The 23073-nt window shown below is 63.2% G+C and carries 23 protein-coding genes, 1 tRNA gene and 2 pseudogenes; 10 read left to right on the top strand and 16 right to left on the bottom strand.

Features of this window, described 5'->3' with window-relative positions; all coding sequences use genetic code 11:
• Positions 1-353: DUF1194 domain-containing protein (locus tag VGP39_RS17625; protein WP_327569381.1), on the top strand; the 353-nt coding region annotated here is incomplete at its 5' end.
• A gap of 160 nt (positions 354-513) precedes the next feature.
• Here VGP39_RS17625 and VGP39_RS17620 read toward each other — a convergent pair.
• From VGP39_RS17620 to VGP39_RS17575, 10 genes are all read right to left on the bottom strand, one after another.
• On the bottom strand, positions 514-1572 hold the full coding sequence (locus VGP39_RS17620; protein ID WP_327569380.1) for a class I SAM-dependent methyltransferase: 1059 nt from the start codon (positions 1570-1572) through the stop codon (positions 514-516).
• 55 nt (positions 1573-1627) lie between these two features.
• A complete protein-coding gene (locus tag VGP39_RS17615; protein ID WP_327569379.1) occupies positions 1628-2869 on the bottom strand; it encodes an RNA methyltransferase in 1242 nt (413 codons plus the stop codon).
• Positions 2862-3602 carry a TlyA family RNA methyltransferase gene (locus VGP39_RS17610; RefSeq protein WP_414644706.1) on the bottom strand — a complete coding sequence of 247 codons (741 nt, stop codon included), beginning with the start codon at positions 3600-3602 and terminating at the stop codon, positions 2862-2864. The genes VGP39_RS17615 and VGP39_RS17610 overlap by 8 nt, the downstream gene beginning before the upstream one ends.
• 2 nt (positions 3603-3604) lie before the next feature.
• Positions 3605-4171, bottom strand: coding sequence for a nucleoside 2-deoxyribosyltransferase (locus tag VGP39_RS17605; RefSeq protein WP_327569377.1), 567 nt, complete (start codon positions 4169-4171; stop codon positions 3605-3607).
• 157 nt (positions 4172-4328) lie between these two features.
• On the bottom strand, positions 4329-6254 hold the full coding sequence (gene dxs, locus VGP39_RS17600; protein WP_327569376.1) for a 1-deoxy-D-xylulose-5-phosphate synthase: 1926 nt from the start codon (positions 6252-6254) through the stop codon (positions 4329-4331).
• Positions 6255-6599: 345 nt separating this feature from the next.
• Complete coding sequence (locus tag VGP39_RS17595; RefSeq protein ID WP_327569375.1) at positions 6600-7898, bottom strand: hypothetical protein; 1299 nt, start codon at positions 7896-7898, stop codon at positions 6600-6602.
• Between the two features lie 197 nt (positions 7899-8095).
• Positions 8096-8347 carry an exodeoxyribonuclease VII small subunit gene (locus VGP39_RS17590; protein ID WP_327569374.1) on the bottom strand — a complete coding sequence of 84 codons (252 nt, stop codon included), beginning with the start codon at positions 8345-8347 and terminating at the stop codon, positions 8096-8098.
• A 71-nt stretch (positions 8348-8418) separates the two neighbouring features.
• Entirely contained in the window at positions 8419-9348 is a 930-nt protein-coding gene (locus VGP39_RS17585; protein ID WP_327569373.1) for a histone deacetylase family protein, read from the bottom strand.
• Between the two features lie 105 nt (positions 9349-9453).
• On the bottom strand, positions 9454-11097 hold the full coding sequence (locus tag VGP39_RS17580; protein ID WP_327569372.1) for a bifunctional metallophosphatase/5'-nucleotidase: 1644 nt from the start codon (positions 11095-11097) through the stop codon (positions 9454-9456).
• 2 nt (positions 11098-11099) lie between these two features.
• The gene (locus VGP39_RS17575; RefSeq protein ID WP_327569371.1) at positions 11100-11861 is read right to left on the bottom strand and encodes a crotonase/enoyl-CoA hydratase family protein; all 762 of its coding nucleotides are present in this window, start codon (positions 11859-11861) and stop codon (positions 11100-11102) included.
• 128 nt (positions 11862-11989) lie between these two features.
• Here VGP39_RS17575 and VGP39_RS17570 point away from each other — a divergent pair, with 128 nt between their 5' ends.
• Positions 11990-12937 (top strand): ring-cleaving dioxygenase, encoded by a 948-nt coding sequence (locus VGP39_RS17570; RefSeq protein ID WP_327569370.1) that lies wholly within the window; start codon positions 11990-11992, stop codon positions 12935-12937.
• 671 nt (positions 12938-13608) lie between these two features.
• On the opposite strand, the gene VGP39_RS17565 is transcribed toward VGP39_RS17570, so the two are convergent.
• Positions 13609-15393 (bottom strand): acyl-CoA dehydrogenase, encoded by a 1785-nt coding sequence (locus VGP39_RS17565; RefSeq protein ID WP_327569369.1) that lies wholly within the window; start codon positions 15391-15393, stop codon positions 13609-13611.
• A gap of 36 nt (positions 15394-15429) precedes the next feature.
• Here VGP39_RS17565 and VGP39_RS17560 point away from each other — a divergent pair, with 36 nt between their 5' ends.
• Both VGP39_RS17560 and VGP39_RS17555 read left to right on the top strand, forming a co-directional pair.
• Entirely contained in the window at positions 15430-15705 is a 276-nt protein-coding gene (locus tag VGP39_RS17560; RefSeq protein ID WP_327569368.1) for a hypothetical protein, read from the top strand.
• Positions 15685-15759, top strand: a tRNA-Gln gene (locus VGP39_RS17555). Before VGP39_RS17560 ends, VGP39_RS17555 begins: the two co-directional genes overlap by 21 nt.
• Positions 15760-16453: 694 nt before the next feature.
• Here the strand turns inward: VGP39_RS17555 and VGP39_RS17550 are convergent.
• The gene (locus VGP39_RS17550) at positions 16454-17005 is read right to left on the bottom strand and encodes an alpha/beta hydrolase (RefSeq protein ID WP_327569367.1); all 552 of its coding nucleotides are present in this window, start codon (positions 17003-17005) and stop codon (positions 16454-16456) included.
• 23 nt (positions 17006-17028) lie between these two features.
• On the opposite strand from VGP39_RS17550, the gene VGP39_RS17545 reads away from it, so the two are divergent.
• Positions 17029-17940, top strand: a complete 912-nt coding sequence (locus VGP39_RS17545) for an HAD-IC family P-type ATPase (RefSeq protein ID WP_327569366.1) — start codon at positions 17029-17031, stop codon at positions 17938-17940.
• Positions 17937-18143, top strand: a complete 207-nt coding sequence (gene ccoS, locus VGP39_RS17540; RefSeq protein WP_327569365.1) for a cbb3-type cytochrome oxidase assembly protein CcoS — start codon at positions 17937-17939, stop codon at positions 18141-18143. Before VGP39_RS17545 ends, ccoS begins: the two co-directional genes overlap by 4 nt.
• A gap of 66 nt (positions 18144-18209) precedes the next feature.
• Here ccoS and VGP39_RS17535 read toward each other — a convergent pair.
• The 3 genes and pseudogenes from VGP39_RS17535 to VGP39_RS28185 form a co-directional block, all read right to left on the bottom strand.
• Positions 18210-18683, bottom strand: a pseudogene (locus tag VGP39_RS17535) (IS66 family transposase); the annotation flags it as partial.
• 65 nt (positions 18684-18748) lie between these two features.
• Positions 18749-18880: pseudogene (gene tnpB, locus VGP39_RS28070) on the bottom strand (IS66 family insertion sequence element accessory protein TnpB); the annotation flags it as partial.
• Between the two features lie 78 nt (positions 18881-18958).
• Positions 18959-19219 (bottom strand): transposase, encoded by a 261-nt coding sequence (locus VGP39_RS28185; protein WP_414644707.1) that lies wholly within the window; start codon positions 19217-19219, stop codon positions 18959-18961.
• A gap of 471 nt (positions 19220-19690) precedes the next feature.
• Here VGP39_RS28185 and VGP39_RS17525 point away from each other — a divergent pair, with 471 nt between their 5' ends.
• Entirely contained in the window at positions 19691-20308 is a 618-nt protein-coding gene (locus tag VGP39_RS17525; RefSeq protein WP_327569383.1) for a LysE family translocator, read from the top strand.
• A gap of 164 nt (positions 20309-20472) precedes the next feature.
• Here the strand turns inward: VGP39_RS17525 and VGP39_RS17520 are convergent, their stop codons facing one another.
• On the bottom strand, positions 20473-21282 hold the full coding sequence (locus tag VGP39_RS17520) for an N-formylglutamate amidohydrolase (protein WP_327569364.1): 810 nt from the start codon (positions 21280-21282) through the stop codon (positions 20473-20475).
• A 148-nt stretch (positions 21283-21430) separates the two neighbouring features.
• On the opposite strand from VGP39_RS17520, the gene VGP39_RS17515 reads away from it, so the two are divergent.
• The 3 genes from VGP39_RS17515 to VGP39_RS17505 all read left to right on the top strand — a co-directional run bounded on the left by VGP39_RS17515 (position 21431) and on the right by VGP39_RS17505 (position 22899).
• On the top strand, positions 21431-21565 hold the full coding sequence (locus VGP39_RS17515; RefSeq protein WP_327569363.1) for a hypothetical protein: 135 nt from the start codon (positions 21431-21433) through the stop codon (positions 21563-21565).
• Position 21566: 1 nt separating this feature from the next.
• Positions 21567-22400: a transglutaminase family protein gene (locus VGP39_RS17510; RefSeq protein WP_327569362.1), complete on the top strand. Its 834-nt coding sequence runs from the start codon at positions 21567-21569 to the stop codon at positions 22398-22400.
• Positions 22401-22503: 103 nt separating this feature from the next.
• Positions 22504-22899: a gamma-glutamylcyclotransferase family protein gene (locus VGP39_RS17505; RefSeq protein ID WP_327569382.1), complete on the top strand. Its 396-nt coding sequence runs from the start codon at positions 22504-22506 to the stop codon at positions 22897-22899.
• Positions 22900-23073: the final 174 nt, after the last annotated feature.

Below are 23073 nucleotides of genomic sequence, written 5' to 3'. Positions count from 1 at the left end.
CCGGTGACGGCCCCAACAACAACGGCGCGCCCGTCATCGGCGCGCGCGACGCCGCGGTCGAGAAGGGCGTCACCATCAACGGCCTGCCGATCATGGTCAAGGAGCCATCCTATTCGACCATGGATATCGACAATCTGGATTTCTATTACGAGGACTGCGTGATCGGCGGGCCGGGCGCCTTTGTTGTGACGATCAAGGACCGCGAAAAATTCAAGGAAGCGATTCGTACCAAGCTGGTGCTCGAAGTCGCCGGCCGCACGCCGGAGCGCCGCGTCATCCCGGTCGCCGAGAAAGCGCCGCGGGTGAATTGCATGATCGGCGAGAAAATCTGGCAGGACCGCTGGGGAAGGTAGGTCAGGCTGCAATGTGCCCCGGACGCAGCGCAGCGCGCCGCCCTTTGCGGCGTGGTGCGCTGCAGAGCCGGGGCCCATAACAGAGCGGCGGCGTTCGTAACGGTCCCGGCTCTGCGAAGCGGCATGAAGAATGCCGCATCGCGTCCGGGACACGATACGGTTACTTCCTCGCCTCCAGCACCAGATTGAACGGCGTCTCCGTGGCGCGGCGGAATCGCGAAAAACCGCCTTGCCCGGCCACCTCGCGCAGGCGTGCTTCGCCGGCCTGCGCGCCGAGCGCAAGGCCAACCTCCTGCGCCATCGAGGCCGGGGTGCAGACCATGGTCGATGCTGCATAGAACAGGCGTCCCACCGGCGTGAAGTTGTTTTCGAGCAGGTCGTCGGCGAACGGCTCGACCAGCATGCAGGTGCCGTCGCCGGCCATGGTCTCGCTTACGTGCCGGAGCGCCCCGACCGGATCGCCCATGTCGTGCAGGCAGTCGAAGAAGCAGACGAGATCGTAGCCGTGGGCAGGCACCGTTTTCGCGGTTGCGACCGCGAACGATACCCGCTCGCTCAGGCCTTCGCGCATCGCCGACCCGCGCGCCGTGTCGATCGATCCCGGATGGGCGTCGAAACCGAAGAACCGCGAATCGGGAAACGCCTTGGCCATCAGAATCGTGGAGATGCCGTGGCCACAGCCGATATCCGCGACCTTGGCTCCGCGCGTCAGCTTGTCGACGACGCCGTCGAGCGCCGGCAGCCACTCCTGCACCAGCTGGTGCTTGTAGGTGGTGCGGAAGAAGCGCGCGGTACCGCAGAACAGGCATTCGGCGCGATCATTCCAGTTGACGCCCCTGCCGGTCCTGAACGCGTCCGAGATTTTCGGCTCGTCCAGCAGGAAGGCCGACATCATGTCGCCGACCGCGCCCATGAAATAGGGGCTGTCCTCGTCGGCGAACACCATCGCCTGCTCGGGGAGCATCGAGAACTTGCCGGATACCGGCTCGTATTCGACGTAGCCGCTGGCTGCCTGCGCCGACAGCCACTCGCGCACGCAGCGTTCGGAAGTGCCGCTCGCGGCCGCAAGCTGCTGCGAGGTCATCGGTCCCTCAGCGGCGAGCACCTTGTAGAGGCCGAGGCGGTCGCCGACCTTGATCAGCGCCGCGTTGGCGGCGGCGCCGAAATCTCCCAGCATCTTGCCCATGAATGAACTCAGGCGATCGTTGTCGACTTCCATGAAGGCCTCCCGCGTGTTGGTCTCTCAGGATTTGTCATCACGAATGAGGGCAGGTTCACCGGCCCCTAACAAATCGCGCTACCAACTCCACGTGCGGCGTGTGGCGGAACTGATCGACCGGCGTCAGGCTCTCGATGCGGTAGCCGCCATCGATCAGGATGCGGGCGTCGCGTGCAAACGTTGCGGCGTTGCATGATACCGCGACAATGACGGGTATTTTGCTGGCCGCGAGTTGCTGAACCTGGGCCTGCGCGCCCTGCCGCGGCGGGTCGAACACCGCGGCGTCGAGATCGCGCAACTCCCGCGGCAGCAGCGGACGCCGGAACAGGTCGCGCACCTCGGCCTTGACCGGCTTCAGTCCCGAGGTCGCCATGGCCGCTTTCTGCAGTGCCGCCACGGCGCCCGCGTCGCTATCGAAAGCCGCGACGCGGGCGCGCGCTGCGAGCCGCAACGCGAACGGCCCGACCCCGCAAAACAGGTCGGCGATGTGTTTTGCGCCCTTGCAGTGTTTGAGCACCAATGCGCCCAGCGCTTCCTCGCCCGCGGCCGTCGCCTGCAGGAACGCGCCCGGCGGCAGCGTTACCTGCGCGGTGCCGATGCTCACGACCGGCGGCGTCCGCATCAGCACCAGTTCGCCGTGGCGCGTCAGCCGCGCCAGCCGATGCTGTTCGGCGACGCGTGACAATGTGGCGATCAGGGCAGGCGGCAGCGGCCCCGAACCGCGCACATCGACATCGAGCCCGCCGAGGGTTGCGGTAACCTGGATATCCAGCGGCTTTGTCGTGGGCTTCAGGATCTCGGCCAGCGCACGCGCGGCATCAAGCGCGCCATGCAAATCAGGATCGAGGATCGGGCAATCGTCGATGGCGACGATGGCGTGGCTGCCGGCGGCGGCGAAACCGACGCGCAATTCGCCGTCACCGCTGCGGCGCGCATGCCCGGTGATGCGGCGGCGTCCGGCGCCCTGGGCATCGATCAGGTCATCGACCGGGCACTCGATCCGCGCGTGGGCGAGCGTATCGAACACGATCTGGCGTTTCCACCCCTGATAAGCGTCCGCCCGCCAGTGCTGGATGGCGCAGCCGCCGCACGCGCCGAAATACCGGCAGAACGGCGCGATTCGCTCCGGGCTGGCGTTTTCCAGGCGCAGCAGAAGCCTGCGATCGGGATGATCGGCGGGACCGGCTTGCACGGTTTCGCCTGACAGCGTGTATGGCACGAACACGGTGTGCCCACCCGAGAAGGCAACACCATCGCCGCGATGGCCGACATGATCGATGACAAGGCGTTCAGCCACGGCGTGCGCCGAGGAAGAATTCGATGTTGCCATCACCGCCTTTGATCGAGGACGGAAACACCTGGATGTCGGCGCATCCGAGCGAAGCCGCGAACGCCGCGATATCGTCGCAGATCTGCTGATGAACCATCGCGTTGCGGATGATGCCGCCTTTGGAACGTTTTCGCGGCGCCTCGAATTGCGGCTTGATCAGCGCCAGCAGATGCATCGGCGCCGCCGCCAGCGACAGCGCCACCGGCAGCACGGCCTTCAACGAAATGAAGCTGACATCGATGACGACGACATCCGGCCGCATCGGCAGCCGCTTGCCCTCGAACTGGCGAATATCGGTTTGCTCCATCGAGACGATTTTCGGGTGTCCGTGCAGTGAAGGATGCAACTGGCCATGCCCGACATCGATGGCAAATACCAGGCTGGCCCCATTGGCGAGCAGCACCTCGGTAAAACCGCCGGTGGATGCGCCGACGTCGAGGCAGACGTGGTTCTCGATTTCGATCGGATACTGCTCCAGCGCGCCCGACAGCTTGACGCCGCCGCGCGACACGAAGGGGTGCGCCGGTTGCGCCTGCAGCATTGCATCGACCGCAATGGCCTCGGAGGATTTCAGGACCGGCTTGTCATCGGCGGTGACGAGGCCCGCGTCGATCGCGGCCTGCGCGCGGGCGCGGCTTTCGAACAGGCCGCGCTCGAACAGCAGCAGGTCGGCGCGCTTGCGAAGGGGGGATTTTGACAAGATCAACCCGATGCAGGAGGGGTCAGCCGCGCCGCAGCCAAACGCACGCATGCCTCGAACGAGGTGAGATCGTGCCAGATGTCCGCAGGCGCCGTTCGCGGAACGATCAGCGGACAGCCATACAGCTCGAGCCCCTGAACGATCATCAGGTTGTCGGCAAGGCCGAAATTTTCAACGGTTAGATCGGAGGCGTCGATCAGGTGGTGGCCGTTGTTCCTTACGTCAATGGATCTTGCAACCCGTTCGGCGTAGAGCGAAGGATCGTTGGAATATCCGAGACAGAGTTTTCCGCGGCCCGCCATGTATCCCAGTTCATAGACCGTTCCGGCATCCGCGCTTGGCCCGCGAAACGGCGTCAAATTGGCGATGATGGCATCCGCCTCTTTCATCAGGGTCTCGTTGCTGTGGAAGATTTTTAGCGAGGCGTCCTTGGCCTTGAGGTCGACCTCGTTGTCCAGCGGAAATAACCCGGTAAGGCCGTATTGCGTGCAAATATCTTTCCTTTGCCGGCTCATCTCGAGCGGCTTCGGCAGGAATACATCGGGGCCGGCGAGATAAATCTTCGTCATGTTTCGTCGTCATTGCGAGCCGACGGTCGGCGCCAACAGGTCGCGCGAATGCGCCCGATGACAGGCTCCGCGAGCATCCAGCCGGTCAGTCAAACACTGGATTGCTTCGTCGCCAGTGCTCTTCGCAACGACGGACGCAATCGCAGTCCGCGATGCCTCAGGCCAGCTTTACGGTTTCGGCCTTGAAATCCTTACCCAAGGTTTCGAACACTTTTTTGACGATCCCCTTGGCATCGAGGCCGGCGCGGGCGTACATCGCGTTCGGCGAGTCGTGGTCGAGGAACACGTCGGGCAGCACCATCGATCGCACCCGCAGGCCGTTGTCCAGCATGCCGTGCTCGGCCAGCGTCTGCATCACATGCGATCCGAAGCCGCCGATCGCGCCTTCCTCGATGGTGATCAGGATGTCGTGCTCGCGCGCCAGCTTGAGCACCAGATCCAGATCGAGCGGCTTCATGAAGCGGGCGTCGGCGATGGTGGTGGAAAGACCGTGCGCGGCCAGTTCATCGGCGGCCTTCTCGCATTCGCCAAGACGGGTGCCGAACGACAACAGCGCCACCTTGTTGCCCTCTCGGATGATGCGGCCCTTGCCGATCTCAAGGGGAACGCCGAATTCCGGCATCTCGACGCCGCGGCCTTCGCCGCGGGGATAGCGCAGCGCGCTGGGGCGGTCGTTGATCGCGACCTGCGTCGCCACCATGTGCACCAGTTCAGCCTCATCCGACGCTGCCATGATGACGAAGCCGGGCAGGCAGCCGAGATAGGCGTTGTCGAACGATCCGGCGTGGGTGGCGCCGTCGGCGCCGACCAGGCCGGCGCGGTCGATAGCGAAGCGCACCGGCAGGCCCTGGATCGCCACGTCGTGGACGATCTGGTCGTAGCCGCGCTGCAGGAAGGTCGAATAGATGGCGCAGAACGGCTTGAAACCTTCGGTCGCAAGACCCGCGGCGAAGGTCACCGCGTGCTGTTCGGCGATGCCGACGTCGAAGGTGCGCTCGGGAAAGGACTTTGCGAAAATATCGATCCCGGTGCCCGACGGCATCGCCGCGGTGATGCCGATGATCTTGTCGTCCTTCTGCGCTTCCTTGACGAGCGCTGCACCGAACACGTTCTGATAGGAAGGCGCGTTGGGCTTGGATTTCGACTGCGCACCGGTGGCGACGTCGAACTTGACCACGGCGTGAAACTTGTCGGCGGCGGCTTCGGCGGGACCGTAGCCTTTGCCCTTTTGCGTGACGACATGGACCAGGATCGGCCCGGTCTCCATGTCGCGGACGTTCTTCAACACCGGCAGCAGATGGTCCAGATTGTGGCCATCGATCGGGCCGACGTAATAGAAGCCGAGTTCCTCGAACAGCGTGCCGCCGCCGACCATGAAGCCACGGGAGTATTCCTCGACGCGGCCGGCGCGGTCCGCGATCAGCTTGGGCAGATGCTTGCCGAGCTGCTTGCCGGCCTCGCGCAGCGAGCGGTAGGTCTTGCCGGAGTAGAGCCGCGACAGGTACGCCGACATCGCGCCGACCGGCGGCGCGATCGACATGTCATTGTCGTTGAGAATGACGATCAGTCGGGAATTCATCGCGCCGGCGTTGTTCATGGCCTCATAGGCCATGCCGGCGGACATCGCGCCGTCGCCGATCACGGCGATGACGTTGTTCTTTCCGCCGGAAAGGTCGCGCGCCACCGCCATGCCCAGCGCGGCGGAGATCGAGGTCGAGGAGTGGGCGGCGCCGAACGGGTCGTAGTCGCTCTCGGTGCGCTTGGTGAAACCGGACAGTCCACCCCCGGTGCGCAGGGTACGGATGCGGTCGCGGCGGGCTGTGAGGATCTTGTGCGGGTAGGCCTGGTGGCCGACGTCCCAGATCAGCCGGTCGCGCGGCGTATCGAAGATGTAATGCAGTGCGGTGGTCAATTCGACGACGCCGAGGCCGGCGCCGAAATGCCCGCCGGTGACGGAGACGGCATCGATGGTTTCCTGGCGGAGTTCGTCGGCGACTTGCCGGACCTGGTCCACCTTGAGCCGGCGCAGATCTTCCGGCGTCCGGATGGTGTCGAGAAGCGGCGTTTTACTAAATTCGGTCACGGCGATATTCCAATTTTTTATGTCGGGACGGGCGCTCGAAGGGGAGACGGCGCGCTTGTCAGCGCAGCGAAGCCGGGTTGCCCGATAGCCTCCTGAGCAAGGAGACTTTGATGTTGAAGCCTAGAGTGCGCTCCGATTGATAATGGTGACACATATCACTTGTCGCGGCGCCATCCGGCAAGAAGCGTTTTCGATAGTTAATTGAAGCGCTTACCGCCGTCGAAACAATCGGCGAAAGAGCTCCGTCGTCAGCCCACATCCCTAACCCTTTACACCAAAGCAGCCCCCAAAGCCAACCGGTGAGGCGTCGGTGCTAGCCCGGCGAGCGGGCGGTACGACCCTTTTTTAACCACCCCGGGCGGCAGTCGGTTCCATTCTGCCGGTCTGGGGGGCCGTTGGGCTGTCATTTGGAGTGTTTTCGAGCCGGTTCCAGGCCATTTCACGCGCCCCGGCATCGCCAGCGGCAATGTCCAGCGCGGCCTGCTGGTTAGCCATACGTTCCTTCAAAGGAACCGGACCGCAAACGATCATGAAAAAATCGTAGGCGTGGGGGCGTTCGTTGGCCATCACGAACTGAAAATGGACCCGAAAGAACTTCCAGCGAAAGCGGTTGTAGTGCTCGGGTTTGATGATTTCGCGGAACCGGACCGGGACGATGGTGGGATTGCGCCTGGCGGCGCCGACATCGATGCCGTGGCCGGCTACCGGATCGAACGGATAGAAATTCATCACGTCCTTGCGCGACTGACAGTCGATCCAGTCGACCGAGGGCTCGACCGCTAGTTGGCGCAGATGGTCGCGGAAATCGCGCGAGGCGGCATGAAAGCCGACGATCGGGAAGTTGCCGCCGATGGTCAGCAGCACGATGCGCGGGCCGTGCCGTCCGAGCTCGGGATCGAGTTTTAACGCGCGCGCGAGCATCTCTACGCCCAGAAACGATCCCGAACTGTGGCCGACGATCACGATCTCCTCGGCGTCGCTGGTCTTAGCGACGTTGACGAGATGCTGCGCGAAGCGGTCGATACGCTGGTCCCATTCCGGCCGCTGGCGATGGGAGAATTCCCAGGTCCAGATCGTGTCGGACAGCAGATAAAGCAGATAGGTCAGGTTTTCGGTATATTTCAGCGCCGTGCCGAGCACCGCGACGAACAGCGCCGCGGATGCGGCGATGCTGAGAAAGGGGGGAATGCCCAACGCCTCCAGCCCCCATCCGAATGCAAAGGCGACACCAAGCGAGCCCAGCGCTTCGATGAACAACAGGAAGTGCGGATAGGTGATAAACGTGGCAAACCGCCAGTTCGCCTTCCAGAATCGGGCGATCGTGCCGCCGAACACCAGGCGCCAGTAGATGACCACCGCATGGAAAACCGTGCGCCAGATCGGCCAGGCGAGGTCGTTCTGGATGAAGTCTTCGGTTCGGAGGAAATCGTAGTGCGTGCGGGTCTCCCAGTCCTCGCCTTTGGTCTCGATGGTCCAGGACGCGGTCTCGCCGTCAGGCGCGCTCTGCGGCCGGGTGATGGTTGCGGCGAGCGGGTACAACCTGCCGAACTTCCGCAGTTCGGTTCGAAACATGCGGTAATACTGCGCGAGGCCGCGCGGATCGTATCCCTGCACATAGATGATATGGCGGTGCTGAACGCGCACGCTACTTCCCCGGACTGACCAGCGGACTATAGCAGGCCGTGGAACGCGCCAAGAGCTAATTCGGGATGGCCAGCCGGCCTGTAGCCCGGATGGAGCCAACGGGTCGCGCATGCGCGCCCGAGATAAACTCCGCGAAATCCGGGATAGCGGTCCCGGGTTGGCTGCGCTTCACCCGGGCTACAATTACCTGCATTCCCTCATTGTACGTCGAGCGGCTCGGTGCCGGTCACCCGGCCGTCGGCATCGGTGGTGATCTTGTCGACCCGCGCCTCGGCCTGCCGCAGCAATTCCTCGCAATGGCGCTTGAGCGCTTCGCCGCGCTCGTAAATCGTCACCGATTCTTCCAGCGGCACCTTGCCGTCCTCAAGACGTTTGACGATCGACTCCAGCTCTTCGATGGCGCGCTCGAAACTCAGCGTCTTCACGTCCACAGCGGTGTTTTCGGCCATATTGCGTGTCCCGGATGCACCCTTAGCGGCGCCACTCAAAGATATTTTTGCGGGCGCATTGTGGCGGGAATTCACGCGCCCATCAATGCGGTGACGTGGGCCGCGACCGACTCTTTCAGGCCTTGCAGATCGTAGCCGCCTTCGAGCACCGACACCACGCGACCGCCCGCGCTTGAGGCGGCGGCATCCATCAGCTTGCGCGTCACCCAGCCGAAATCTTCCGCATCGAGATTGATGTTCGCCAGCGGATCGCGGCGATGGGCGTCGAAGCCGGCGGAGATGACGATCAGCTCCGGGGCGAATTTCGTCAGTTGCGGCAGGATGACGTTCTCAAAGGCGGCGCGGAATTTGGCTGCGCCATCGTTCGGCGCCAAGGGGGCGTTGACGATAGTGTCGTGCTCGCCGCGCTCGCCGCTGGCGCCGGTGCCTGGAAACAGCGGCATCTGGTGGGTGGAGCAGTACATCATGGTCGGATCCGCCCAGAAAATATCCTGGGTGCCGTTGCCATGATGCACGTCGAAATCCACCACGGCGGCGCGGGCGATGCCGTATTTGCGCTGGGCGTGGCGCGCCGCGATCGCGGCATGGTCGAAAAAACAAAAGCCCATCGGCTTGCTGGTTTCGGCGTGGTGGCCGGGCGGACGCATTGCGAGAAAGGCATTGTCAGCCGCGCCCGACATCACGGCATCGGTGGCTGCAACCGCGCCGCCGACGGTACGCATCACCGTTTCCCACGTCCCCGGCGACATCGAGGTGTCGCCGTCGAGATAGATGAGGCCCTTGTCTGGCGCGATTCGGCGGAGTTCTTCGACGTAATGCTCGTCGTGACACAGCGTCACCTGGTCGAGCGTGCCTTCGGGAGCCTCCTGCCGAACGAGCTTGTCGAAACGACTTTCACTCAAGACTTGATCAACCGCGCGAATCCGGTCGGGCCGTTCGGGATGCCCCGGCGGGGTCAAGTGATCGAGGCTCGCCCGATGCGTCAGCAAAAGCGTGGTCATGCAAGGAATCCGGCGCGAATGCGCTGTTACGAAAGAGCAAATAACCTAATGGTTTGCCGCGTGTTCCGAAAGGACGGCCGTTGAAAGCACGGGTGGGCCTTAAGGTCAATTCGCGCGGGCAATGCGATCGGGTGTGCCCGGAGAGATAGGACTGTTCGCCTGGAAATAGGCATGCAGGGCGTCGACATCGTAGATCCCGAAGCGCGGCGCGGCGCCGTCCTTCAACACGGTAAAGCCGTCGCCGCCGACGAACAGGAAATTGTTGACGGTGACACGATAGGCCGCCGCGGGATCGATGCGCCGGCCATTCAGCGACATGCGATCGGCGATCACGCGCTGGCCGAACGGCTTTGCATTATCCCAGGCATAGCTGAATCCCTTGGAGACCTGCAGAATTCGCGGGCGTGCGGGATCGAGCCATTGCTGCTCGAGCATGTTCTTGAGCTGCGCACCTGTGAGCGTCAGCGTCACCAGCTGGTTGCGGAACGGCTGGCTCGCGAACACCTCGGCATAACTGACTGCGCCGCCCGGCCCCCCGGATATGTCGTTCCTGATACCGCCGGGATTGGTGAATGCGATGGCCGCCCCGCCGTTATCATCCGCGCGGGTCGCATCCAGCTGCGCGTCGGCGATGAGGTCGCCGAGCACGCTCTCGCCGGCATCATTGGGCAAGCGCGAGAGCGAAGCGGTGACCGAGCCGGCGATGCGATTGGCGATCGGTCCCGCCAGCTTGTCGTATTCGTCGATGAGCCTGGTCTGCTCGGGGTCTTTGGCCGCGGCGCGGACGATGACATTGTCGGCCCTGGCGCTGACGACGTCGCGCGTCACCGGATCGAGCTTGAGGTCGATCGCCGTGACGATGGTGCCGTATTTGTCGCCGGACGTGACGAGCCGCCCGTCGATCCCGCAAATATAGGCCTGATGGGTGTGACCGCTGACCACCACGTCGACGGCCTTGTCGAACTTCCTGACGAGTTCGACAATGGGCCCGGAAATGCCCGGACACTCATTGTAATCGCCGGCCGGAAAGCCGCCTTCGTGAATCAGCACGACGATGGCCTCGACGCCGCGCGCCTGCAGTTCGGCTGCCTGCGCGTTCACCGTCTCGGCTTCGTCCCTGAACTCCAGCCCGGCGACGCCGGGCGGCGAGACGAGGTTGGGCGTGCCTTTCAGCGTCAGGCCGATAAAGGCCACGGGAATGCCGTCGAACTGCTTGATCTCGTAGGCCGGAAATACGGTCTTGCCGGTGCTGTTTTCGATGGTGGAGGCGGCGAGATAGCGAAATTTGGCCCCGGCAAACGGATGCGGCCCCTGGCATTTATCAATGGGATGACAACCGCCGTTCTGCATCCGCAGCAGTTCATCCTTGCCCTCGTCGAATTCGTGGTTGCCGACGGCGGCGACCTCGAGTCCCATCATCGACAGCGATTCGATGGTCGGCTCATCGTGAAACATCGCGGACAGAAACGGGCTGGCGCCGATCAGGTCGCCCGCCGCGACGAAGATGGTGTTCTTGGCTCCGGCGCGCAGTTGCCGGACCAGGGTTGCCATGTGCTCGGCGCCGCCCGCCGGCACGGTGACCTTCCTGGTCTTGTCGTCGGGGTCGGAAATCCTGATGCCGCCCGGCGGCGGCCGCAGGTTGCCGTGAAAATCGTTGATCGCGAGAATTCGCAGCTCGACCGAAGCTGCGGTTTCCGCGGCGGCGCTCGACGCCAGACATATCAGCACAGCGGCGAACGCGAACTTCAACGTTACGCCTTTTTGCGCGCGAAGAACGCCTTGAAGGCGGCGACCGCTTCCTTGGAGCGCATTCGTTCGCCGAACAAATGGCTCTCCTGATCGATCCTGCGGGTCAAATCCTCGGGCGGCAGTTTCAGGAGTTTTCGCGAGATCGCGACCGCTTCAGCCGGCAAGGCGCAGATTTCGCGCGCCACCTTGCGCGCCTCGGCCTCGGTATGGCCGGGCGCCACGACGGTGTTGACGAAGCCGGCCTCGCGCGCATCGTCAGCATTGACGGTACGGCCCATCACTAATGCGGCGAAGGCGCGCTGGTGTCCCATGGTGCGCGGCATTAGCAGGCTGGAAGCGCCTTCCGGCACCAGGCCGAGATGAATGAACGGCGTCGAGAATGTCGCCGTCTTGCTGGCCAGCACATAGTCGCAATGGAACAGCATGGTGGTGCCGATGCCGATCGCGATGCCGTCGACCGCAGCGATGATCGGCTTCACATTGTGCGCCAGCGAATAAAGCAGCTTGGTGGCGTTCGATGCGCGCGGCGTGTCGGTGTTGGAGGTGCCGTCCTTCAGAAAGTCCTCGAGATCGTTACCGGCCGTGAACACGCCGGAGCCGCCGGTGATGATGAGGCAGCGGATATCCGGGTTGTTTTGCGCGGTGTCGATCGCCTCGCTCATGGCGCGATACATCTCTTGCGTGATGGCGTTCTTCTTTTCGGGCCGCCGCAGCGTGATCACGCGCGTTGCATCTTCGTCGGAGACTATGAGGTGCCCGGTCATGATCATTTCCTCGAAACAGGCGGCAATGGTTCGGCTGGCGAGTCTTCAGGTTGCATCCTACATGATCCGCAACAAGGCCAAAGTGGTCATGCCGATTTTCCACGGCAAGTGACCTAAAGGATAATGCGATGCAATTGACCGGAATTCACCATCTGACCGCGATTTCCGCAAAACCCCGCGACAATCTGGCCTTTTATACCGGTATGCTCGGCATGCGGCTGGTGAAGAAGACCGTCAATCAGGACGATGTCAGCGCCTATCATCTGTTTTATGCCGACGGAAAGGCCAATCCCGGAACCGACCTGACCTTCTTCGATTTTCCCGCTGCACCCGAGCGCCGCGGCGTCAACAGTATTTCGCGCACGGGCTTGCGGGTTTCGGGCGAGAAAAGCCTGGGTTACTGGAGAGATCGTCTGCGCAAGGCGGGCGGTCATACCGGCGACGTCACGGAAGTCGATGGCCGCCTGACGCTGCCGTTCGAGGATAGCGAGGGCCAGCGGCTGGTGCTGGTCGACGATGGCGGCTCGAGTCCGGCATCGCCATGGCAGAAAAGCACGGTGCCGGCCGAACATCAGATTCGCGGCCTCGGCCCGATCGTGCTCACTGTCCATGATCGGGCGCGCCTGGAAAAGGTGCTGACCGGCGCGATGAACATGTGGAAGGTGCGCGATTATGCCACGCCGCATGCCCGCGCACGCATCCATGTCTTTGCGATGGGCGAGGGTGGACCGGCCGCGGAATTACATGTCGTCGAACAGAAGGATGCACCGGCCGCCCGGCAGGGCGCCGGCGGCGTGCATCACGTCGCGTTTCGGACGCCTGATGACGCGCAGTACGAAGCGTGGGCGGGGCGGCTCAACGAACTCGGCGTGCCCAACAGCGGCGCCATCGACCGGTTTTATTTCCGCAGCCTGTATTTTCGCGAGCCGAACGGCATCCTGTTCGAGATCGCCACCGACGGCCCGGGTTTTGCTACCGACGAGCCGATGGAAACGCTCGGCGAGAAACTGGCGCTGCCGCCGTTGCTGGAGCCGCGCCGCGCCGAAATCGAGTCCGGGCTGAAGCCGCTGAGGTAGGGTGCGTGCCCCGGACGCAGCGCAGCGCGTAGCACTTCGCGGAGCGGTGCGCTGCAGAGCCGGGGTCCCGGTTACTTGCAACCCGAAGAAACCAGGGTCCCGGTTCTGCGAAGCGGCATGAAGAATGCCGCATCGCGCCCGGGACACCTGATCGCGTTCCTCGTTCAAATTTCAAACAGCCACGACTTCTTATTCTCGCGGCGCAATGCGTCCGAGGTTTGCCAGTCCCTCGCGAACCCAAGCGAGGGGGTGGAGCGGCGGGAGGCGCCAGGGCACCAACGGGCACCCTTAGAGGCGGGATTAACGTACCCACCTCGCGCGGCAAGGCACCGCGCGCGCCCAAGGCTAGGCGCAGCGCCTCCCGGCGCTCCACCGGCCACAAGGCCCGTCAGCCGTTCCGGGGGCCCCCGGTCCGGCCAGCTTTTGCGCTGTCCGCTGAAGGATCGCCTCTAGAAAGCGGCCCTTCATCGCACAGCATTAGTAATATATACTCCATTGTAGGAATACCATCAATAGGAATTTTTAGGTTACGCAGAATATTTTCTGTCGTCCCGGCGAGGGCCGATAACCGGCGATGTCGATGTGAGGCGACGGCAATCGGTGGCAAAGGCGCGCCTTTGCCCACCCTACGGTCCTGCGCTCCTCGCGCCGGCGGAAGCTAACGCATCAGGTCACGCCAGCAGCACCGCGTCCGCGCCGGTGACCGCATCGGCGCCGTCCATCACCGTGCGCTCCAGCGATCCCGCGTGCACCGAAATGTTCTCGGCAAAAAACCGCGCCAGCGTGGCGTAGCGCTGCGGATCGCCATGGCCCTCGCCAAGCGTCCGCGCCGCGAGCGCTTCCTCGGCAAGCTTACATCCGCCGAGCGTCGATCCGAACAGCCGCAGATAGGGGGTTGCTCCGGCGAGCGCGTCGTTCGGCGCCGAGGCGATGCGCTCGAGCAACCATCGGCTGGCGCGCTCCAGCGAGCCCACCGCGTCGCGCAGTTTTGCGCCCGCGGTGCCGAAGGCGGGATCGTTCGAAGCCTCGACCCGCTTGACGATGTCGGACAACTCATCGAGCAGCGCCCATGCCGACGCGCCGCCGTTCGCGGCGAGTTTGCGCATCACCAGATCGATCGACTGGATGCCGTTGGTGCCTTCATAGATCGAGGTGAGGCGGGCATCGCGATAGTGCTGCGCGGCGCCGGTTTCCTCGATATAGCCCATGCCGCCGTGGATCTGAATGCCCAGCGAAGTCACTTCATTGCCGATATCGGTGGAGAAGGCTTTTGCGATCGGCGTCAGCAATGCGCCGCGCGCGGCTGCCTCGCTACGCGCTTTCGCATCGGTGGCGCGCACCGACACGTCGAGCGCGACCGCGGTGGCGTAGCAGATGGTGCGGGCGGCGGCGGTGAGCGCGCGCATCTGCATCAGCATCCGTTTGATGTCGGGGTGCGCGATGATGGCGTCCATGCCGCCGCCGGTGGCGGCGATGGCGCGGCCCTGGCGGCGTTGCTGCGCATAGGCCAGCGCCTGCTGATAGGCGCGATCGGCGATGCCGACGCCTTCGAGCCCGACGGCGAGCCGGGCCTGGTTCATCATCGTGAACATGCAGAGCATGCCGCGATTTTCCTCGCCGATCAGGTAGCCGATGGCGCCGCCCTTGTCGCCCATGGTCATGGTGCAGGTCGGCGAGGCGTGCATGCCGAGCTTATGCTCGACGCCGCTCGGATAGATGTCGTTGCGCGCGCCGAGCGAACCATCGGCGTTGACGAGGAATTTCGGAATCAGAAACAGCGAGATGCCCTTGGTGCCGGGAGGCGCATCGGGCAATCGCGCGAGCACGAAATGCACGATATTGTCGGTCATGTCGTGATCGCCGTAAGTGATGAAGATCTTCGTGCCGGTAATGCGATAGCTGCCGTCGGCGGCGCGTTCGGCGCGGCTGCGCAGCGCGCCAACGTCGGAGCCGGCATGCGGCTCGGTCACTTGCATGGTGCCGGTCCATTCGCCCGATACCATCTTCTCAAGATAGATTTTTTTCAAGCTTTCGCTGCCGTGCGCGTCAAGGGCTTCAATGGCGCTCAGCGTCAGCAGCGGGCAGAGCCCGAACGCGATATTCGAGGCGCTCCAGATTTCCGTGCAGGCGGCGTTGATCGCCAGCGGCAGGCCCTGGCCGCCAAATGCTTCCGGTCCCGACACCGCATTCCATCCGGCCGCGGTCCAGCGCCGATAGGCATCAGGCCAGCCCGGCGCGGTCGTCACGCTATCGTTGTCGAGCTTGATGCCGGCTTCATCGCCGATGCGATTGAGCGGCGCCAGCACGTCGGTCGCAAACCGGCCTGCTTCTTCCAGCACTGCCGCGGTGAGGTCGCTGTCGAAGTCGCCGTAATGGCCGGCGTTCACGGCCGCCTGCAGGCCGGCGCCGTGATTGAGAGCCAGCAGCATGTCGTTGATCGGCGCGCGGTAGGTCATGATCTTGGTCTCGCTTGAAAAGGATCGGGGCCGCAGATGCCGTATTCCCACGAAACCGCGCGGCTCTCAACTCTCGCGGCCAGCCGGTTCGGCATTGGCGATGTGGAGTTTTCGGCGCGGGCGGCACCGGCCGCCGTGGAAATGCATGGCAAAATCAGGGGAAAGGCCTGGTTCCGCCTCGGCCAACGCGCGGCCTGCGGACCGTTGAAATGGCCCGTCTCTCCCTATAGACCGGCGTTGCCAGAGGGAATCCACGCGGCTATCGTCCCGCCGCTTTCCGGACAGGTCAATTGGGGCGTCGCCAAGTGGTAAGGCAGGGGATTTTGATTCCCCCATGCGGAGGTTCGAATCCTCCCGCCCCAGCCAGGCGGTCACTCAATCCAAAGTAGCGTAGCAAAAACGCGAGAAATGCCCGCCAAATGCGGGCTTTTGCAAATTTTATTTCTGTCTCTGTGCTCCCAACTTACACAATCTGTGAGCGAAATCGGTAAAAGTCTCTGGCAAACACCGCGAATATTCCCGTTTTCCAGAGACGAGAGCGGGAGACTGGCGCGATCAGCACTGCGTCGTGTGCGACGCAGTCAATCAAGCTACTTCGAACGGCAAAGCCGCAGTCCCTAGCTTGCAGTGCCGCTGAATTCCGTATTTCAGGGATATCGCCCTGAGGGGCATTGCTTATCAGATGATACGGTACGACGATGAGGCGCGGAACGCTTGTCGGATTAGCAAGAATTCTCCCATTAGCTGTTGGCGCACGCTGTTGAAAATCTGATAGCGCGCATGATGTCCGCTTTCGAGGGTACAACGGACTCGCTGTGATGCTCAAACGACGTCAGCTTTTGACCCAAAGCGGATATTTCGCCTGTCGGTCTTCAGATTTGATACGGGCCGAGTGGGGGGATCACATGGCGCTCGCCGGAGAGCCTAACCCTGCTACACGTTCGTCGTTAGCGCGAAGAGCGATCAGCCAGGTCACATGCGGCGATGCCAGTTCAACTCATCGCGGCTATGTATGGTAACGATCCGCCGATGTCGCTCATGGCGGGGCATCGAACGCTGTTCAGCTCGACTCGGCAGGTGTCTTGAGAAAGTTGTTGATGTTCGTGACAAATTGCATCCAGGCTGGTTCGTGGTCAAGAAGAATGTGGTTGTCCGAGTCGAGCGCCATGAATCGCCCGAGCGGAAGTGATGCCGCAAGTTGTCGTCCTTGATCGAACGGCACGACCCCGTCGTTTCGCGCGTGGAGCACCAGTGCTGGGCATTTAACTTTGTCCAGCAGGTCCGTCACATCGATATCATCACAAGCGACCCGAAGCTTGGCGGCGTTTTCTGGCGAGGTCGCTATGCGCTGCAATTCGGCGAACCATCCAACCTGCTCTCGCGTGCCGCCGGGCAGGTAAAGTGAACTGAAAGCGCGCATGTACGGTGATCTTTCGTCACCCCAACCTTGACGCATAATCGAGAGAAGAGTCTGCGCCGTCTCACGCTCGTGTCCTTCCGAGCGCTTGTTGCGCCCTTTCGCATAGGCGCCATACAGCACCAGCTTTGACACACGTTCGGGGTATCGCGCCGCATGAGCGATTGCGATCGGAGCGCCTTGCGAAACACCCATCAGCGCGTAACGGCGCAGTTGGTGTGCCGCGCCTGATCGACTGGCGTGTAACCGACGATGAGCCAGTCGCAGTCGCCGCTGCGCTGGCCTGCCATTCCCGCCATCCCTATTCGCAGGCGCTGGTCGAAGCCGTCGCCGGTCTTCCTGCATCTCCGGCCGCGTTCGACGAAATCTCCGAGCATCCCGGATACGGACTTGAAGCGCGTGCGGGAACGATCGTCTATAGGCTCGGCCGCCCGGAGTGGGCGCTCGCGAACGTGGCCGACGTTGAGCGGATGTCGGGTGACGAGTCCGTCGTGCTTTCAAAAGACGGAAGCCGTCTTGCCGATTTTCGTTTCGAGGACCGGCTGCGAGCGGATGCGGCAACGGCGGTTGCCGAACTGAAGGACGGCGGCTTTCGGGTCGAGATCATTTCCGGCGACCGCGAGACCGCGGTACGGCCGATTGCAGCGGAGCTCGGCGTTCCCTATCTCGCGGCCGTGCTGCCCGGGGAGAAGACCGCGCGCATCGCCGCGCTTGAAGCCCCGGGGCGAAAGGTGCTGATGGTCGGCGACGGCTTGAACGACACGCCGGCGTTGGCGGCCGCGCATGCATCGATGGCGCCGGCCTCGGCGGCGGACGTCGGACGGTGCGCCGCCGATCTAGTGTTCCTGCGCGAGAGCTTGTCCGCGGTGCCTCAAGCAATCTCCGTCGCGCGAAACGCCAGCCGGCTGGTCAAGCAGAATTTTGCCTTTGCCATCGCCTACAACGTCGTCGCGGTGCCGATCGCGATCATGGGACAGGTAACGCCGTTAATCGCCGCGATCGCGATGTCGGGTTCGTCAATTGTGGTCGTCGCCAACGCGCTTCGTCTCAAGCGCGTAAAAAGCAAGGCGCGGCCCTCCGCCACGGCTCGGGAATTTCCGGCCACATCGGTTCTGGAGGCCGCCGAATGATGGATTATTTCTACCTGATACCGATCGCCCTCGGCCTCGGCCTCACCGGTCTCGCCGCCTTCATGTGGTCGCTCAAGAGCGGCCAATATGACGATCTGGAAGGCGCTGCCGAGCGGATCCTGCACGAAGAGATCGACGCTCCGATCCGGACGACCCCGGGGGGCGACGCACGCTGCCGACCATCGAGCATACGGGAAAATTGAGTGGTCCCCCGCCGATGATTTCGTCTTTGCTGGATTTCTGTAAGCGTCCATTTCTTGCACGTGGTGTCAGTTCAAGGTGGTTATTGGACGCCAGTTCCAGGGCAAGAGGTCGTCGAGGCGGCTCATGGGATGCCCGTGAGACGTGCGCTCAAGCACGTCTTCGAGATAGGCGAATGGCTCGACGTCGTTGAGCTTGGCGGTGGTGATGAGGGAGCAGACCGTCGCCCAGCGGTCGGCGCCCCTGTCGGATCCGGCAAACAGGTGATTCTTGCGGCCAAGCGCAACGGGACGAATCGCGCGCTCGACGGTGTTGGTATCAAGTTCGATACGTCCATCCTCGAGGAAGTGGCAAAGCGCGTCCCAGCGGTTCAGCGCATAACGCGCCGCATCAGCAAGGCTGCTGCGGGGTGGGATGTGGCAAGCTGGGCTTCCAGCCGGAGCTTCATGGCTCCGACCAGCGGCAGCCAGATGAGCAAGAGGACGCTCGACCTTGCGGTCGGGGCTGTAGAGATAGACGGCAGCCGGCGGATCGGGCCCCTGCTACGGTCTATCGTTGTCTCGTCCGATCTGACGCTCGGCGGCCAGAGAAAGACGCCGTGCTCGAGCCGCTTTGTGAACAGGCAGAATCCGGTGCCGTCCCAATAGATGATCTTGATCAGGTTGGCCCGGGTTCGGCCCCGAAACACGAACAGGTGGCCGGTGAACGGATCCTGCTGCAGCACGCCCTGCACCAACATGGCAAGGCCATCGAGGCCTTCGCATGTCGATGAAGCCCAGGGCCAGGTGCACCTTTACGTTTGGTGGGAGCATGGTCGTCATGACGCGGGCCTCTCGACGCTCAGGGCCGCATCGGTGATCTCGACGGCTACAAATGCCGGCGGGCTCAGCTCCTGCTTCCATCGGCACAGAACCCGGCGATCGATGCCATAGCGGCGCGCCACTTCTGAGACGCTGGCGCCGGGTCGTGCCGCCTCTTCGACAATCCGCCGCTTGTCGGCTTCACTGAAGCGCCGCCGATGCCCCTCACGCGGCCGAGGAACAATCGGGCCTTCCGGCCGCCAGGAGGGATAAGTCACATGACTTGGGCTGAGACTAAGGGTGTGACTTAAGGTGTGGCTAAGACTGTGACTTAGGCTTCGACGCCGGTAGAGCAGCTTGCGCTCAGGAGGCTTCGGTTCGGCCCGGAACTTCGATCTCCAGTTGCCGAACGCCGGTGCGCCCGCCAAAATGACTCGTCTTGACGTCTCCACGTTCCGTTCTCGTCAGCCATCTCGCTCTCCTCATTTGCAAATCGAAAGCGAGAACAGATCGTGTTTACAGACCGCAGGAAAAGTGTGCGAGAAATGGACGCTTACGGAGTAGCCGGCCGAAAATGTCGAAAGTCTCTGGCTATTCATTGAGTAATTCCCTTTTTCCGGAGACTCCGGTCGTAGACCGGGTTCGCCGTCATGCCCGGGATGGTCCCGGGCATCCAAATCTTTTTTCCAACGTCGATACCAGATAAGACGTGGATGGCCGACCCGGCCATGACGCCGATGGAATATCCCATGTCCCTGCAGCTCTATCTCGCCTTCGTCGCCGCCTGCATCGCGCTGGCGCTGCTGCCTGGACCCGTGGTCACGCTGGTCATCGCGAACGGACTGCGCCATGGCACCCGCGCGGCGCTGATCAATATGGCGGGCGTCCAGGCGGGGCTTGCGATCGTGATCGGCATCGTCGCGGTCGGCTTGACCTCGCTGATGGCCACCATGGGCTACTGGTTCGACTGGGTGCGCTTTGCAGGCGCCGCCTATCTGGTCTGGCTCGGAATCAAATTAGTCCGCTCCCCGGTCGAGGGCGTCGATGCCGACGCACCGCCGCCGCCGCCGCGCGGCGGATTTTTCCTGCAGGGGTTTTTGGTGCTGCTCGCCAACCCGAAGGTGCTGGTGTTCTTCGGCGCGTTCATTCCGCAGTTCATGGACATGGACCGGGATCACGTCTCGCAGGTGACGTTGCTCGGAGTGACCTTCATGGTGATCGCGGGATTGACCGACGCGATCTATGCGCTGCTTGCCGGGCGCGCGCGGCTGTTTTTCTCCGCGCGGCGCACGCGGCTGCTGTCGCGCATCTCCGGCGGCTTCATGATCGGCGGCGGCATCTGGCTGGCGCTGACAAGGGCGAGGTAGCTCGGTCTGGTGTCCCGGACGCCGTGCGGCATTCTTCATGCCGCTCCGCAGAGCCGGGACCGTACCAGGCGCCGGTGCTCGTTACGGCCCCGGCTCTGCAGCGCACCGCTTCGCGAAGAGCTACGCGCTGCGCTGCGTCCGGGGCACGATGCCTTTTACGCGGGCTACAGATGCGACGCCCTCGGCCTGATCAGCGTCGCCTCGACCTCGGCAAAAATCCGCGCCAGCCGGTCCGCCCATTGCCTCTCGCCGGCCTGGTCTGCGATCAGGTCCTGGCGGATTTCGATGCCTGAGTTCATCAGGCCGCGCGCTTCGCCATGCACCGGAATGGTATAATCGGTCTGGTCGCTCACCGCATAGGGTTCGTTGTCGCCGACCACGAGATCGGCCTCCGCGCGGAATAGCTGCAACAGCAGCGGCGGCAAGCGCGTATCGCGATGATAGAGCGTGCCGATGTGCCAGGGACGCGCGATGCCGGCATAGACCGGCGTAAAACTGTGCAGCGACACCAGCACGGTCGGCAGGCCCTCGCGTAAACGCCGGTCGATGACCTCAGCGATGCGGCGGTGATACGGCTCGAAAATCGCCTGGCGCCGCGCCTCCGCCGCTTCGCGCGTCAGCCCTTCGTTGCCGGGCACAGTGGTGGCTTCGCTGAGGACCGGAATCGAACTCGCGGCGCAGGGCGGCCGGTTACAGTCGATCACCAGCCGCGAATAGCGCTGTGCGATCAGATGTGCGCCCAGCTGTCTTGACAGCTGCCCGGCGACGCCGGCGATTCCGATATCCCAGGCGATGTGCCGCGTGAGCTCGCTTGCGAGCAGGCCGAGATCGCCCAACGCCTGCGGGATCAATCGTCCATAGTGATCGCAGGTCAGCAGAAAAGGCGAGCGGCCCGCGGTGTTTTCTTCCCTGACCGGCGGAACATCTGCGGCCCCCAGGAGTAATGATGTGTCCGCGGCGCTTTCCAAAACCATTCCTCTGATTGTTGCCTAGCGAAGCAGCATGCCGACCTAGGAATAAGCAGGGATCGGTATAGATTTGAATGCACAAAGTCACGATATGATTGCTTCGACGATGACGCCAGCGCCGACGCCGATACCGACATTCAATATCCCGAGTGGCATGACTCGCGGCATCCGCGAGGCTTTCAGCTATCGCAAGCGGCATCGGCAGGGCGCCTGTCTGGGCTGCCCCGCGTTCGTCGGCATGGACGTCAGCATCAATATGGTTTCGGCCGGCGAGAAGGCGAGGGCGTAACATGGAGATCAAGGTAGGATTCGAGATCGGCTATTACGCGGTCAATCCGACGCCGATGGCGACCATGCTCAACATTCACCCCTCGCGCTTTGCCGATATCGTCGGCACCGAGACCGTCGTGGCCGAGCCGAACCTGCCCGACGCCGGATCCAGCGTGCCGATCGGATTCTATCGCGACAGTTTTGGCAATGTCTGCGGCCGGCTGACCGCGCCGGCCGGCGGCGTGACCTTCCGCGGCAGCGCGCTGGTTCGCGATTCCGGATTGCCCGACGTCGTCAACCCCGCCGCGCAGCAGGTTCCGGTCGATCAATTGCCGGACGAACTGCTGCTGTACCTGATGCCGAGCCGCTACTGCGAGACCGACAAGCTGACCGACATCGCGTGGTCGCTGTTCGGCAACACCAGGCCGGGCTGGGAACGCGCCGTCGCGATCACCGATTTCGTGCACCATCACGTCATCTTCGGCTACCAGCACGCCCATCACATGAAATCCGCGCACGACGTCTACGAGCAGGGCGCCGGGGTGTGCCGCGATTTCGCGCATCTGGCGCTGACGTTCTGCCGCTGCATGAACATCCCGGCGCGCTATTGCACCGGTTACATGGGCGACATCGGCGTGCCCCGCGATCCCGCGCCGATGGATTTCTCCGGCTGGTTCCAGGTCTATCTCTCCGGCCAGTGGTACACGTTCGACGCCCGCCACAACCACCCGCGCATTGGCCGTATCCTGATGGCCATCGGCCGCGACGCCGCCGACGTCGCGCTGACCACGAGCTTCGGGCGGATGGATCTGGTGAAGTTCGTCGTCATCAGCGACGAGGTGGTGCCGGCGTAGCGGCGGATTAAGCATTTCCTCGTCATGCCCGGGCTTGACCCGGGCATCCATCATTTTGAAAGATGGATTGCCGGATCAAGTCCGGCAATGACGAGCGCGAGATCTGATGCAGGACCACCTCTTCGTCTATGGCACCTTGATGCGCGGCTTCGATCATCCGATGGCGAAGCTGCTGTCGCGCAGCGCCGAATTTATCGGGCCCGCGCGCTGCCAGGGCCGGCTCTATCTGGTGAAGCATTATCCCGGGCTGGTGCTGTCGGATGATCCAGCCGACGTCGTGTTCGGCGAACTGGTCCGGCTGCACGCGCCTGATACCTCACTCGTCACCCTCGACGACTACGAAGGCTGCGGTCCGGACATCGCCTCGCCGCAATACCTGCGCCGGCTGCTGCCGGTGACGCTCGGTGACGGGACCGTCAGCGAGGCCTGGACCTATGTCTACAACAGGCCGGTCGCGAAGCTGAAGCGGATCGCGTCGGGGCGGTTTCTGGCGCAATAGCCTCGTTCCTGGGACACTGCTCCCCACATTCTTCCGTCATCCTGAGAGTCTGATTCAAAATAAGTGACTCAAATCATTGGAGTTCGAGACACGGAAAGTCAGCCCACTTTCAGATGCGACTTGTTGAAACCCGTTGGAGCATCGCAATAACTGCAGATTTGCCTGAGGTCAGAT

This window comes from Bradyrhizobium sp. (assembly GCF_036009065.1).
Lineage (GTDB): Bacteria > Pseudomonadota > Alphaproteobacteria > Rhizobiales > Xanthobacteraceae > Bradyrhizobium.
The sequence above is the reverse complement of the archived record's forward strand: the minus strand, read 5'-3'. Positions and strand labels throughout refer to the sequence as shown.

Excerpts from the sequence above, each read along its gene's own strand:
- VGP39_RS17620 (WP_327569380.1), bottom strand. The coding sequence starts at position 1,572 with ATGGAAGTCGACAACGATCGCCTGAGTTCATTCATGGGCAAGATGCTG.
- VGP39_RS17605 (WP_327569377.1), bottom strand. The coding sequence starts at position 4,171 with ATGACGAAGATTTATCTCGCCGGCCCCGATGTATTCCTGCCGAAGCCG.
- VGP39_RS17590 (WP_327569374.1), bottom strand. The coding sequence starts at position 8,347 with ATGGCCGAAAACACCGCTGTGGACGTGAAGACGCTGAGTTTCGAGCGC.
- VGP39_RS17585 (WP_327569373.1), bottom strand. The coding sequence starts at position 9,348 with ATGACCACGCTTTTGCTGACGCATCGGGCGAGCCTCGATCACTTGACC.
- VGP39_RS17575 (WP_327569371.1), bottom strand. The coding sequence starts at position 11,861 with ATGACCGGGCACCTCATAGTCTCCGACGAAGATGCAACGCGCGTGATC.
- VGP39_RS17570 (WP_327569370.1), top strand. The coding sequence starts at position 11,990 with ATGCAATTGACCGGAATTCACCATCTGACCGCGATTTCCGCAAAACCC.
- VGP39_RS17565 (WP_327569369.1), bottom strand. The coding sequence starts at position 15,393 with ATGACCTACCGCGCGCCGATCAACGACATGCTGCTGGCTCTCAATCAC.
- VGP39_RS17560 (WP_327569368.1), top strand. The coding sequence starts at position 15,430 with ATGCCGTATTCCCACGAAACCGCGCGGCTCTCAACTCTCGCGGCCAGC.
- VGP39_RS17550 (WP_327569367.1), bottom strand. The coding sequence starts at position 17,005 with ATGGGTGTTTCGCAAGGCGCTCCGATCGCAATCGCTCATGCGGCGCGA.
- ccoS (WP_327569365.1), top strand. The coding sequence starts at position 17,937 with ATGATGGATTATTTCTACCTGATACCGATCGCCCTCGGCCTCGGCCTC.
- VGP39_RS17525 (WP_327569383.1), top strand. The coding sequence starts at position 19,691 with ATGTCCCTGCAGCTCTATCTCGCCTTCGTCGCCGCCTGCATCGCGCTG.
- VGP39_RS17520 (WP_327569364.1), bottom strand. The coding sequence starts at position 21,282 with ATGGTTTTGGAAAGCGCCGCGGACACATCATTACTCCTGGGGGCCGCA.
- VGP39_RS17515 (WP_327569363.1), top strand. The coding sequence starts at position 21,431 with ATGACTCGCGGCATCCGCGAGGCTTTCAGCTATCGCAAGCGGCATCGG.
- VGP39_RS17510 (WP_327569362.1), top strand. The coding sequence starts at position 21,567 with ATGGAGATCAAGGTAGGATTCGAGATCGGCTATTACGCGGTCAATCCG.